This window comes from Frigoribacterium sp. PhB160, from assembly GCF_003751785.1.
Taxonomy (GTDB): Bacteria; Actinomycetota; Actinomycetes; order Actinomycetales; family Microbacteriaceae; genus Frigoribacterium.
Window position 1 is genome coordinate 1,443,477 of the sequence record NZ_RKIE01000001.1, and the last position, 12,822, is coordinate 1,456,298.

A 12,822-nucleotide genomic window follows, 5' to 3' on the forward strand; every position below is an offset into this window, starting at 1 on the left:
GCGGTGCGGCGATCCGCTGCCCGAGGGACCGTTCTCGGCGGGTTTCTCCCGCCGCCACGACCCTACTACGAGGCCGAAAATTCAGACGCCAGCCCGAGCAGGGTCCTCACAGCCACGCCGGTCGAGCCCTTGCCGGTGAAGCCGTAGCCGCCGCCCTTGTTGTTCGACGGCCCGGCGATGTCGAGGTGCACCCACGGGATCGGCTCGCCGCCCTCGGCGCGGCGACCGACGAACTCGTTCAGGAACACGCCGGCGAGCAGCATGCCCGCTGCGGTGTTGCCGGGCGTCGCGTTGACGAGGTCGGCGACCTCGGACGCGAGGCGCGGGCGGAGCTCGGCGGGCAGCGGCATGCGCCAGAACGTCTCGCCCGCCTCGCCCGCGAGCTCGACGACCCGGGAGGCGAGGTCGTCGTTTCCCATGACGCCGACGTACCGCATGCCGAGCGCCACGACCTGGGCACCGGTGAGGGTGGCGACGTCGACGACCGCGTCGGGCTGCTCCTCGCTCGCCGCGACGAGCCCGTCGGCCATGACCAGCCGGCCCTCGGCGTCGGTGTTCGTCACCTCCACCGTCGTGCCGCCCTTGATCGTGAGGACGTCGTCGGGGCGGATGGCCGTGCCGCTCGGCATGTTCTCGGCGACGCAGAGCCAGGCCGTCAGCCGCACCGGCAGCTCGAGGCGTGCCGCGGCGACCGTGACGGCGAGGACCGTCGCGGCGCCCGTCATGTCGTCCTTCATGCCGAGCATGCTGGCCGCGGGCTTCAGCGAGAGCCCGCCGGTGTCGTAGGTGATGCCCTTGCCGACGAGGGCCAGGTGCTTGCCGGCGCCCTCCGGCGCGTACTCGACCTTGACGAGGCGGGGCCCGCGGCTCGATCCCTGCCCGACGCCGAGGATGCCGCCGAAGCCGCCGGCGCGGAGCCCGTCCTCGTCGAGCACGGTGACGCTGAGGGGCAGCCCCTCGGCGCGGCGGACGGCCTCGTCGGCGAGCGCCTGGGGGAACATCTGCTGGGGAGGCGTGTTCGAGAGGTCGCGGACCGCGTGGACCGCCTCGGCGACCACTCCGGCGCGGGCGACCAGCGCCTCCTCGACGTCGAGGTCGGCCGCGAGGACGATGTCGCGGGCGTGGCGTCGCGACTCCGCCGCCGAGACGGCGCGGAACGCGTCGAACTCGTAGGAGGCGAGGGCGGCGCCCTCGAGGACGGCCAGCGCCTGCTGCGGGGTCGCCACGGGCAGCGCGAGCACGACCCGGTCGACGCCGGTCAGCTGACGGACGGCTGCGCCCGCGCCGTAGCGGAGCGACTCCTCGTCGACGCGGTCGCCGAGGCCCGCGAGCGCCACGACGCCGGCCGCGACGCCGACGGCCGGCACGCGGACGAGCTCGTCGCGGGCACCCGTCACGCCGAGCAGGCCGAGATCGGCCGGCAGGCCGTCGACGGGCACGGTGAGCGTCGGGCCCTCCGGGGTCTTCAGCACCCCGACGACGAGGACGTCGGCGGCGAGGTCGGTCGGGGCGGTGCGGACGGCGGAGAGGGAGAGCTCGGTCATCCCTCGATCGTAGCGAGCCGGGTGTTCGCTCTCGGCACGTCGCCGCCGACCTCGGGCGCCGCCTCCGGTGCCTAGGCTTGACCGCATGCACGACCCTGCCGGACTCTACGACCTCGCCCCCGACTCCGACGCCGTGCCCGAGGGGCTGCCGCTCGTGGCGGGCCTGACCGGCTTCGCCGACGCCGGCTCCGCCGTGAGCCAGCTCGCCGAGTTCCTCCTCACGACGCTCGAGAGCACCCTCGTCGCCACCTTCGACGCCGACGAGCTGCTCGACTACCGGGCCAGGCGGCCGGTCTTCACCTTCGACCAGGACCACATCTCGCAGGTCGAGGCCTCCACGCTCTCGCTCCACCTCGTCCGCGACGACGTCGGCCAGTCGTTCCTCCTCCTCTCCGGATTCGAGCCCGACTTCCAGTGGCAGCGGTTCACGACGGCCGTCGTGCAGCTGGTCGAGCGGTACCGCGTGTCGACGACCACGTGGGTGCACTCCATCCCGATGCCCGTGCCGCACACGCGCCCGATCGGCGTGACGGTCAGCGGCAACCGGGCCGACCTCATCGAGACGATGTCGGTGTGGCGTCCGGTGACGCAGGCCCCGGCCAACGCGCTGCACCTCGTCGAGAAGCGCCTCGGCGACAGCGGGCACCCGACCGCGGGCTTCGTCCTGCTCGTGCCGCACTACCTCGCCGACACCGAGTTCCCCGACGCCGCCGTGACCGCCCTGTCGAGCATCAGCGCGGCCACCGGCCTCATCTTCCCCACCGACCGGCTCCGTGCCGAGGGCCGGGACTTCGTGGCGAAGGTCGACGAGCAGGTGCACGGCAACCACGAGCTGTCGCGCCTGGTGTCGACCCTGGAGGAGCGGCACGACACCTACATGGAGGGGAACCCCCTCCCGTCGCCCCTCACCGACCAGGACGGCCAGGTGCCCTCGGCCGACGCCCTCGCGGCCGAGCTCGAGCGCTTCCTCGCCACCCGGCGGGCCGACGACGAGTCCTGACGCCCGTCGCGGCGGCCGGGCGCCCGTGCCCGGGGGCGGCGTGCTGCTCCGGTAGGTTCGTCGGGTGAACTCCCGTCGCGCCTGGCTCGTCTGGGGCGTCGCCGTCTGCGCGTACGTCGTCGCCGTCCTGCAGCGCTCGTCGCTCGGGGTCTCCGGCGTCGAGGCCCAGCAGCTCTTCGGCATCTCTGCGGCGACGCTGTCGACCCTGGCCGTGGTGCAGCTCGCCGTCTACGCCGGCCTGCAGATCCCGGTCGGCGTGCTCCTCGACCGCGTCGGCCCCAAGGCCCTCATCATGACGGGCGGGTGCCTCCTCGCGGTCGGGCAGGCCGTCGTCGCCTTCGCGCCGCCGACCATCGGGGTGGCCGTCGTGGGGCGGGTGCTGGTGGGCGCCGGCGACGCCATGACCTTCATCTCGGTGCTGCGCCTCCTGCCCTCCTGGTTCCGGGGGCCCGTGCTGCCCCAGGTGTCGCAGTGGACCGGCAACCTCGGCCAGATCGGCCAGGTGCTGTCGGCCGTGCCCCTCTCGCTCGTCCTGCACAGCGCGGGCTGGACGCCCGCCTTCCTCGGTGCGGCCTCCCTCTCGGTCCTGGCGGTCGTCGCCGTCCTGCTCCTGGTGCGCGAGTCGCCGCTCGGCCGCGTCGAGCGCGACGCCCCGGCCACGTGGGGCGAGGCCGCGAGGCAGCTCGGCGAGAGCGTCCGGCGGCCGGGCACTCGGCTCGGCTTCTGGTCGCACTTCGTCACGCAGTCGTCGGGCACGGTCTTCAGCCTCCTCTGGGGCGTGCCGTTCCTCGTCGGGGGCTTCGGCTTCTCCCCGGCCCAGGCGGCCGGCACCCTCACGGTCCTCGTCGTGTCGGGGGTCGTGGTCGGCCCCGTCCTCGGCGTGCTCATGGCGCGCTGGCCGCTGCGACGGTCGAACCTCGTGCTCGCCATCGTCACGGCGATGGGCGCGACGTGGGCGGTCGTCCTCGGCTGGCCGGGGACGCCTCCCCACTGGCTCGCCTACGTCCTCGTCGTCGTGATCGGCATCGGCGGGCCCGGCTCGGTCATCGGGTTCGACTTCGCCCGCACGTTCAACCCCGTGCGGAGCCTGGGCGTGGCCACCGGGGTCGTCAACGTCGGCGGCTTCCTGGCGAGCTTCGTCATGATGTTCCTGATCGGCGTGGTGCTCGATCAGGTCGACGCGGCCCGGGTCGCCTCCGGCGCCGCGAGCGACCTGTTCTCGTTCGACTCCTTCCGCCTGGCCTTCCTGGTGCAGTACGTCGTGGTCGGCGGGGGCGTCGTGGGCCTGCTCGTCGACCGGCGCCGCACGCGTCGCCGCCTGCACCTCGAGGAGGGCATCCAGGTGGCGCCCCTCTGGGTCGCCCTCGACCGAAGGCTCCGGAGGCGCCCGCCGACCTCCTAGGGCCCGTCACGCCCTCGACGCGGCGGCCCCCGGGCCCGTGGCGGGTGTCGTCCGCCCCCTCGAGAGCGTGCAATACTGGGACAAGGACCCGTTCACGTCCTCCCCGCGGCACACGGTCCCCGACCGAGCCCCGCGACGGAGACTTGACATGGGTCCTAGTACTGCCCGAAAGGCCGGTGCGACCCGAGATCGGCACCTCCCTGCCGGTCCCGGCCCGGGGGAGCCGCGCGACAGCGACCCGCTCCGGCACGACTGAGAAGTGAAAGGTGTCCGCATGGCTACTCGCAGCAAGGCGACCCCGGTCCCCGACGAGACCGTGACCGACGACGCGGCGCTCGCGACCGAGTCCGCGACGACCGAGACCCCCGAGAAGGCGCCGGCGAAGGCCCCGGCCAAGCGCGCGGCGGCCAAGGCCCCGGCCAAGAAGGCGGCGCCCAAGAAGGTCCCCGCCGCCAAGGCCACGAAGGCGGTCGAGGAGGAGCCCGAGGCCGAGGCTCCGGAGGGCGACGTCGACGGCGACGGCGACTCCGAGACCCCCGCCGCGACGCCCGAGGCGCTGCCCACGGGCGCCCTGGTCATCTCGCAGGACGACGACGACGAGATGCCCGTCTACTCGACGACCATCACCGGAGCCACGGCCGATCCCGTCAAGGACTACCTCAAGCAGATCGGCAAGGTCGCCCTGCTCAACGCCGCGGAGGAGGTCGAGCTCGCCATGCGCATCGAGGCGGGCCTCTTCGCCGAGGACAAGCTCTCGAACAGCACGGGCCTGAGCAAGGAGCTCGAGCGTGAGCTGCGCTGGGTCGCCCGCGACGGCCAGCGCGCCAAGAGCCACCTGCTCGGGGCCAACCTCCGGCTCGTGGTCAGCCTCGCGAAGCGCTACACGGGTCGCGGCATGCAGTTCCTCGACCTGATCCAGGAGGGCAACCTGGGCCTCATCCGTGCGGTCGAGAAGTTCGACTACACCAAGGGCTTCAAGTTCTCCACCTACGCCACGTGGTGGATCCGTCAGGCCATCACCCGTGCCATGGCCGACCAGGCCCGCACGATCCGCATCCCGGTGCACATGGTCGAGGTCATCAACAAGCTGGCCCGCGTCCAGCGCCAGATGCTGCAAGACCTGGGCCGCGAGCCGACGCCCGAGGAGCTGTCGCGCGAGCTCGACATGACGCCCGAGAAGGTCGTCGAGGTGCAGAAGTACGGCCGCGAGCCCATCTCGCTCCACACGCCCCTCGGCGAGGACGGCGACAGCGAGTTCGGCGACCTCATCGAGGACACCGAGGCGGTCGTCCCGGCCGACGCCGTCGGCTTCACGATGCTGCAGAAGCAGCTGGAGTCGCTCCTCGACAGCCTCTCCGAGCGCGAGGCGGGCGTCATCCGCATGCGCTTCGGCCTCGGCGACGGCATGCCGAAGACGCTCGACCAGATCGGCGACACGTTCGGGGTCACCCGTGAGCGCATCCGCCAGATCGAGTCCAAGACGATGGCCAAGCTCCGCCACCCGTCCCGGTCGCAGTCGCTCCGCGACTACCTCGAGTAGGCCCGTGAAGTACCTGGTGCCCGTCCTGGCGGGCCGACTCGTCCGTGCCGTGGCGCGCCTCCGTGGGGGCGGGTCGGCCTACCCGGGCCGCACCGTCCTCGCGCTCGCGCCCGACTTCCTGACCCACGTCGCCTCGCAGTTCGAGCAGGGCGTCGTGTTCGTCCTGGGCTCCAACGGCAAATCCACGACGACGATGATGCTCACCGAGACGCTGCGGGCCCACGGCCTGCGCGTCTTCACGAACCCGACGGGCGCCAACCTCCCGCAGGGGATCGCCTCGGCGTTCCTCCGCGAGGTGACGCCGCTCGGGCGCGTCAAGCACGACATCGGCGTCATCGAGGTCGACGAGGCGTTCGCGGTCGAGCTGACCCGGTCGCTCCACCCGTCGACGGTCCTGATGCTGAACGTCCAGGTCGATCAGCTCTACCGGTTCTTCGAGACCGAGCGCGTCGGCGCGATGATGACGGACACGGCGGCCCTCGCGACCGCCGCCGTCGTCACGAACCGCGACGACCAGCACCTGGCACCGTACGAAGCGCGTCCCGGGCAGACGGTCACGCGGTTCGGCGCAGCCCCCGACGTCGTGGCCGCGGCGCCGAACGGCCTGCAGAACGCGAACGACTTCACCCGGCAGGCGGACGCGACGCGCCAGGCCGACGCCGAGGTCGTCTCGCTGAGCGGCGACCGCGCGACGATCCGCGTCGGCGACGGCACGGTCGAGGTGCGCCTGCCCGCCCGGGGCCTGCACTACGCCGTCGACGCCGCCGCCGCGCTCCAGACCGCCTCGGTGGTCCTCGGGCGCCCGGTCGACCCCACGTCGGTCGCGCGCGCCTTCGACACGATGAAGCCGGCGTACGGCCGCGGCGAGCGGATGTCGCTCGGAGCCGACGAGGCCGAGTTCATCATGTTCAAGAACGCGGCGAGCCTGCAGCTCAACCTCGACGCCCTGCCGCAGGGCGTCGAGCAGGTCATGCTGGCGATCGACGAGGGCACCCCCGACATCTCGTGGATCTACGACATCGACTTCTCGCACCTCGACCACGTCGACGTGCTCGCGGGGGCCAAGGCCTGGCAGCTCGCCCTCCGCCTCGAGCACGAGGGCATCCCCGTGCACGTCATCGAGGAGGACATCGCGAAGGCGATCAGGCTCATGCGTGCCCTCCCGTCGCCGACCGACCACACCAAGCACTTCGTCACGAACTACGAGCAGATGATGCTCGCGCGCCGCATCCTCGGCCACCCCGACCTGGAGAAGACCGCGTGAGCGCCGACACCCTCCGACTCGTCCACCTCTACCCGGAGGAGCTCGGCGTCAGCGGCGACCGCGGAAACGTGACGACCCTGGTCGAGCGGGCGCGCCGCGCGGGCCTCGAGACCGAGGTCGTCGAGTACCGGGTCGGCGACGACGTGCCCACCGTGGCCGACGTCGTGCTGCTCGGCCACGGTCCCCTCTCGGGCGTCCGTGCCGTCAGCACCGACGCCCGGCGCCTCCTGCCGGCCCTCGAGGGCTTCGCCGCCTCCGGCGTGCCGGTCGTCGGAGTCGGGGGCGGCATGGAGCTGCTCACCCGCGGCGTGGTGACCCCCGAGGGCGAGACCGTCGACGGCATCGGGTTCTTCGACGCGCTCGTGCGTCGCGGCGCCCCCCGCCGCACGAACTACTTCCAGGTCACGACCCGCTACGGCGGCGACGAGCTGACGCTCCTCGGCTTCGAGGACCACGCCGCGCACCTCGAGCTCGGACAGGGCGTCGAGGCGTTCGCCCGGGTCGTGCACGGCGGGGGCAACGGTACCGACGGCGCCGAGGGCGTCGTGCGGGGCGCCTCCTTCGGCACCCAGCTCAAGGGCCCGCTGCTGCCGCTCAACCCGGCCCTCAGCGACCGCGTGCTGCGCGCCGCGCTCACGCGCCGCAGCATCTCGTACCACCCGGGGGAGGCGCACGCCAAGCTCGACGAGTACGCCGCCGCCTCGCGCCGCGTCATCCGCGAGAACCTCGAGCGCTCGTTCAAGGCCATGTGACGAGACGTCGCCCATGACGAAGGGCCCGCATCCGGTCGGATGCGGGCCCTTCGTGGTCACGGGCTGCTGTCGCCCGCACGGTCAGTCCTGGTGCAGGCGCGAGCTCTCGTCGAGCCACTCGACGGCGGCGGGCTGGAGCTTGTCCTTGACGGCGGCACCGTGGTGCGCGCAGAACAGGAGCTCGCCGCTCGTCATGGTGACGCGGACGTAGGCCTGGGCCCCGCAGCTGTCGCAACGGTCGGCGGCGCTGAGCTGGTAGCGGGAGCCGAGCTCGTCGACGGCGGTGTGGTCGGTGGCCATCTGAGTCATGTGATGCTCCTCCAAGCGGTGGTGCAGTGGGTGGGTGACACTCATCAAAACACGTCGACCTCGGTATCCGTTCCGATCAGGGCCGCATCCGGGCCGATTTCGCTGATCGCGTACGGGACGGCGCCCGGGGCGCGTCGTCGTCGCCGTCGGCGGCCGCTCGTAGAATCGACGGGCACCGCCTCCCGTCCCCGGTCGGAGGCGACACCACCGCGTCAGGAGCACACCATCGCCACGTCCGACTACTCGGCCCGCCACCTGTCCGTGCTCGAGGGGCTCGAGGCCGTCCGCAAGCGCCCGGGCATGTACATCGGGTCGACCGACTCGCGCGGCCTCATGCACTGCCTGTGGGAGATCATCGACAACTCGGTCGACGAGGCCCTGGGCGGCCACGGCGACGCCATCGACGTCGTGCTGCACGCCGACGACAGCGTCGAGGTCCGCGACACGGCCCGCGGCATCCCCGTCGACATCGAGCCCAAGACCGGCCTGACCGGCGTCGAGGTCGTCTTCACGAAGCTTCACGCCGGCGGCAAGTTCGGCGGCGGCTCGTACGCCTCGTCGGGCGGCCTCCACGGCGTCGGCGCCTCCGTCGTCAACGCCCTCTCCGAACGGCTCGACGTCGAGGTCGACCGGAACGGCAAGACCTACGCCATGTCCTTCCGTCGCGGCGAGCCCGGCACGTTCGCCGACGAGGGCGAGCCGACGCCCGACGCCCCGTTCACGCCGTTCGTCTCGGGCAGCGTGCTGCGCGAGGTCGGCAAGGTCAAGAAGGCGGTCACGGGCACCCGCATCCGGTACTGGGCCGATCGCCAGATCTTCACGCGCGGTGCGAGCTTCCAGCCCGACGAGCTCTTCGGCCGCGCGCGCCAGACGGCGTTCCTCATCCCGGGCCTGTCGCTGCGCATCCGCGACGAGCGTCCGGGCTCGCTCACGGACGGCGGCTTCCCGCTCGAGAGCACGTTCCGCTTCGAGGGCGGCATCAGCGAGTTCGTCGAGTTCCTCGCGCCCGACACCGCGTTGACCGAGACCTGGCGCATGACCGGCACGGGCACCTACACCGAGACCGTCCCCGTGCTGACGTCCACCGGGGCCATGGTGGCCACCGAGCTCGACCGCGAGTGCGAGGTGGACATCGCCCTGCGGTGGGGGAGCGGCTACGAGACGGTCTTCCGCAGCTACGTCAACATCATCGCGACCCCGAAGGGCGGCTCCCACCAGGCGGGGTTCGAGGCCGGGCTCCTCAAGTTCCTCCGACAGCAGGTCGAGCAGAACGCCCGGCGGCTCAAGGTCGGCACCGACAAGATCGAGAAGGACGACGTCCTGGCCGGCCTGACGGCGGTGCTGACCGTGCGCCTCCCCGAGCCGCAGTTCGAGGGCCAGACGAAGGAGATCCTCGGCACGCCGGCCGTCCGCGCGATCGTCGCCAACGTCGTGGCCGCTCGGTTCGCCGAGCTCTTCGCTTCCCCGAAGCGGGACGACAAGGCCCAGACCGCCGTCGTGCTCGACAAGGTGGTGGCCGAGATGAAGTCGCGGATCGCGGCGCGGGCCCACAAGGAGACGCAGCGGCGCAAGAACGCCCTCGAGAACTCGTCGCTGCCCGCGAAGCTCGTCGACTGCCGGTCGAACGACGTCGCGAACAGCGAGCTCTTCATCGTCGAGGGGGACTCGGCGCTCGGCACGGCCAAGCTGGCGCGCAACAGCGAGTTCCAGGCCTTGCTGCCGATCCGCGGCAAGATCCTCAACGTCCAGAAGGCCTCGGTCAGCGACATGCTCTCGAACGTCGAGTGCGCGTCGATCATCCAGGTGCTCGGGGCCGGCTCCGGTCGCTCCTTCGACCTCGACACGGCCCGCTACGGCAAGGTCATCATCATGAGCGACGCCGACGTCGACGGCGCCCACATCCGCACCCTCCTGCTGACGCTCTTCTTCCGCTACATGCGCCCGATGATCGAGGAGGGGCGCGTCTTCGCCGCCGTCCCGCCGCTGCATCGCGTGGTCGTGGTGCACGCCGGCAGCAAGCCGAACGAGACCATCTACACGTACTCCGAGGACGAGCTGAAGAAGGTGCTCGCGGGTCTCAAGCGCAGCGGCAAGAAGTACCAGGACCCGATCCAGCGCTACAAGGGCCTCGGCGAGATGGACGCCGAACAGCTCGCGACGACGACGATGGACCGCCACGGGCGGATGCTCCGCCGTGTGAAGGTCGACGACGCCGAGGCGGCGGCCCGGGTGTTCGAGCTGCTCATGGGCAACGACGTGGCTCCACGCAAGGAGTTCATCATCGACGGCGCCGGCCTCAGCCGGGACCGCATCGACGTCTGACGGAGGGGCCCCCCGAGGGCGCGCGACGTCCGGGGGGGTCGCGCGACGTCCGCCCTCCGGTCGCCGAACGGACCGAGGGCCGGTGCACCCCGAAGGTGCAACGGCCCTCGCGGCTGCGCGGTCGTCCTAGGCGGGCTCGGTGCCCGCGGACGCCCCCGTGGCCGAGTCGGTGACGTTCGCGAGCGACGCACCGATCGTGCCGACGGCCGCGTCGAGCGGGGAGCCGGAGGCGTCGCGCCGGGCCAGGGCCTCGGGGAGGTGCCGCACCGCGCCGTCCGTGCCGACCGCTCGGGCCGGCCCCGTGCCGACCCAGGCCAGGGACAGGGCGTCCTCGCCCTTGAGCAGCGCGTGGGCGCGGACGCCGCCGGTCGCACGGCCCTTCGCGGGGAACTCGTCGAACGCGCTCACCTTGGCGCGGCCCGCGTCCGTCCCCTCGAGGGTGGAGGCGCTCGACGAGACGGTCGCGACGACGGCCTCGGCCCCGGCGGGCACCGACCCGAAGAAGATGACGCGGGCCGAGTCGGCCACGGTGATGCCGGCCACGCCGCCGCCCGCCGGGCCCTGCGGCCGCACCGTCGACGCCGGGAAGCGGAGCAGCTGCGTCGACGACGTGACGAAGACCAGTTCGTCGTCGTCGGACCCCTGGGACACGCCGACGACGGAGTCGCCCCCCTTGAGGGTGATGACCGGGAAGTCGGGCTTCGACGGGTACTGCCCCGGGGCGACGCGCTTGACGACGCCGCGCGCCGTTCCGAGGGCGATCGGGCGGTCGGCGTCGAGCGACACGAGGGCGAGCACCTTCTCCTTCCGGTCGGTGAGCCCGACGTAGTCGGCGACGGGCACGCCCGCGCCGAGCTGAACGGACGTCGGGGGCACCGACGGCAGGTCGACCGGGGTGAAGCGGATGAGGCGACCGGTCGTCGTCACGGCCCCCACCTCGGTGCGGGTGGTCGTGTCGATCGACGACAGGATCGCGTCGTGCTTCGTCCGGCGCGGCGGCGGCGCGGGGACGTCGCTGCCCGGGTCGGCGTGGTCGACCCGCAGGAGGCGCCCCGTCGTCGACAGGAACACCCGCGTCGGGGTGTCCGCGATCTCGAGCACGGGGGCGTTCCGCCCGCGTCCGGTCGTCGCGACGCTCGGTCGGGCCTCGGTGAGGAGGGTCCGTCGGGGCGTGCCGAACTGCTCGGCGATGTCGGCGAGCTCGCTCGAGACGAGGGCGCGGAGGCGCGCGGGGTCGGCGAGCAGGGCGCGCAGCTCCTCGATGGCCGCGGTGAGCTCGTCGCGCTCGGTCTCCAGCTCGATGCGGCTGAACTTCGTGAGGCGGCCCAGGCGGAGGTCGAGGATGTACTCGGCCTGGATCTCGCTGAGGTCGAAGACCTCGCGGAGCCGGGCGCGGGCGGCGGCCGTGTCGTCGCTCGACCGGATCACCTGGATGACCTCGTCGATGTCGAGGATGGCGATCAGCAGCCCCTCGACCAGGTGGAGGCGGTCCTCCTTCTTGCCGAGTCGGTAGCGACTCCGGCGGGTCACCACCTCCAGCCGGTGGCCGACGTAGACCTCGAGCATCTCCTTCAGGCCCAGCGTGCGCGGCTGCCCCTCGACGAGGGCGACGTTGTTGATGCTGAACCCGTCCTCGAGCGGGGTGTAGCGGTAGAGCTGCTCGAGCACCGCCTCCGGGCTGAAGCCGGTCTTGACGCCGATGACGAGGCGCAGGCCGTGGGTGCGGTCGGTCAGGTCGGTGACGTCCGTGATGCCGGTCAGCTTCTTGGCCTGCACCCCGTCCTTGATCTTCTCGATGACCTTCTCCGGGCCGACGAGATAGGGCAGCTCGGTCACGACGAGCCCTGCCTTGCGGGCGGTGATGCTCTCGACCTGGACCCGCGCCCGGGTCTTGAACGAGCCGCGTCCGGTGGCGTAGGCGTCCCGGACGCCCGCGAGGCCCGAGATCGTGCCGCCGGTCGGCAGGTCGGGACCGGGCACGTAGGCCATGAGGTCGTCGAGCGTGGCGCCGGGGTGGTCGATGAGGTGACGGGCGGCGCCCACGACCTCGACGAGGTTGTGCGGTGCCATGTTCGTCGCCATGCCGACCGCGATGCCGCTGGCGCCGTTGACGAGGAGGTTCGGGAAGGCGGCCGGCAGCACCTCCGGCTGCATCAGCTGGTTGTCGTAGTTGGGGACGAAGTCGACCACGTCCTCGTCGAGGCTGCGCGTCATCGCGAGGGAGGCCTCCGCGAGCCGGGCCTCGGTGTAGCGGGGCGCGGCCGGGCCGTCGTCGAGCGAGCCGAAGTTGCCGTGCCCGTCGATGAGCGGCACCCGCATCGTGAACGACTGGGCCTGGCGCACCATCGCGTCGTAGATGGCGGTGTCGCCGTGGGGGTGGAGCTTGCCCATGACCTCGCCCACCACGCGGGCGCTCTTCACGTGGCCCCGGTCGGGACGCAGGCCCATCTCGGACATCTGGTACAGGATGCGGCGCTGGACGGGCTTGAGGCCGTCGCGCGCGTCGGGCAGGGCCCGGGAGTAGATGACCGAGTACGCGTACTCGAGGAACGAGCCCTGCATCTCGAGCGAGACGTCGATGTCCTCGATCCGCTCGCCGTCGTCGGCCGTGCTCTGGGTGTCGGTCGTCGTCATCTACTTCTCGGGGCAGGAGGTGCGGGGCACCTGGGCGGGAGGGGCGGGTCGGACC

9 protein-coding genes are annotated in these 12,822 nt (G+C 72.2%); 6 read left to right on the forward strand and 3 right to left on the reverse strand.

What is annotated here, in order from left to right:
* Window positions 1-65: 65 nt before the first annotated feature.
* Window positions 66-1,544, reverse strand: a complete 1,479-nt coding sequence (locus tag EDF38_RS06855) for a leucyl aminopeptidase (protein WP_123354563.1) — start codon at window positions 1,542-1,544, stop codon at window positions 66-68.
* 85 nt (window positions 1,545-1,629) lie between these two features.
* Here EDF38_RS06855 and EDF38_RS06860 point away from each other — a divergent pair, with 85 nt between their 5' ends.
* From EDF38_RS06860 to EDF38_RS06880, 5 genes are all read left to right on the forward strand, one after another.
* The gene (locus tag EDF38_RS06860) at window positions 1,630-2,544 is read left to right on the forward strand and encodes a proteasome assembly chaperone family protein (protein WP_123354564.1); all 915 of its coding nucleotides are present in this window, start codon (window positions 1,630-1,632) and stop codon (window positions 2,542-2,544) included.
* A gap of 64 nt (window positions 2,545-2,608) precedes the next feature.
* Window positions 2,609-3,946: a nitrate/nitrite transporter gene (locus tag EDF38_RS06865; RefSeq protein ID WP_123354565.1), complete on the forward strand. Its 1,338-nt coding sequence runs from the start codon at window positions 2,609-2,611 to the stop codon at window positions 3,944-3,946.
* A gap of 274 nt (window positions 3,947-4,220) precedes the next feature.
* Entirely contained in the window at window positions 4,221-5,486 is a 1,266-nt protein-coding gene (locus EDF38_RS06870; RefSeq protein ID WP_123354566.1) for an RNA polymerase sigma factor, read from the forward strand.
* Window positions 5,487-5,490: 4 nt separating this feature from the next.
* Complete coding sequence (locus tag EDF38_RS06875; protein WP_123354567.1) at window positions 5,491-6,750, forward strand: MurT ligase domain-containing protein; 1,260 nt, start codon at window positions 5,491-5,493, stop codon at window positions 6,748-6,750.
* The gene (locus EDF38_RS06880; protein WP_123354568.1) at window positions 6,747-7,502 is read left to right on the forward strand and encodes a type 1 glutamine amidotransferase; all 756 of its coding nucleotides are present in this window, start codon (window positions 6,747-6,749) and stop codon (window positions 7,500-7,502) included. The genes EDF38_RS06875 and EDF38_RS06880 overlap by 4 nt, the downstream gene beginning before the upstream one ends.
* 81 nt (window positions 7,503-7,583) lie before the next feature.
* Here the strand turns inward: EDF38_RS06880 and EDF38_RS06885 are convergent, their stop codons facing one another.
* Window positions 7,584-7,811, reverse strand: coding sequence for a hypothetical protein (locus EDF38_RS06885; protein WP_123354569.1), 228 nt, complete (start codon window positions 7,809-7,811; stop codon window positions 7,584-7,586).
* A gap of 225 nt (window positions 7,812-8,036) precedes the next feature.
* On the opposite strand from EDF38_RS06885, the gene EDF38_RS06890 reads away from it, so the two are divergent.
* The gene (locus EDF38_RS06890; RefSeq protein ID WP_123355075.1) at window positions 8,037-10,133 is read left to right on the forward strand and encodes a type IIA DNA topoisomerase subunit B; all 2,097 of its coding nucleotides are present in this window, start codon (window positions 8,037-8,039) and stop codon (window positions 10,131-10,133) included.
* A gap of 126 nt (window positions 10,134-10,259) precedes the next feature.
* On the opposite strand, the gene EDF38_RS06895 is transcribed toward EDF38_RS06890, so the two are convergent.
* Entirely contained in the window at window positions 10,260-12,767 is a 2,508-nt protein-coding gene (locus EDF38_RS06895; RefSeq protein WP_123354570.1) for a DNA topoisomerase (ATP-hydrolyzing) subunit A, read from the reverse strand.
* Window positions 12,768-12,822: the final 55 nt, after the last annotated feature.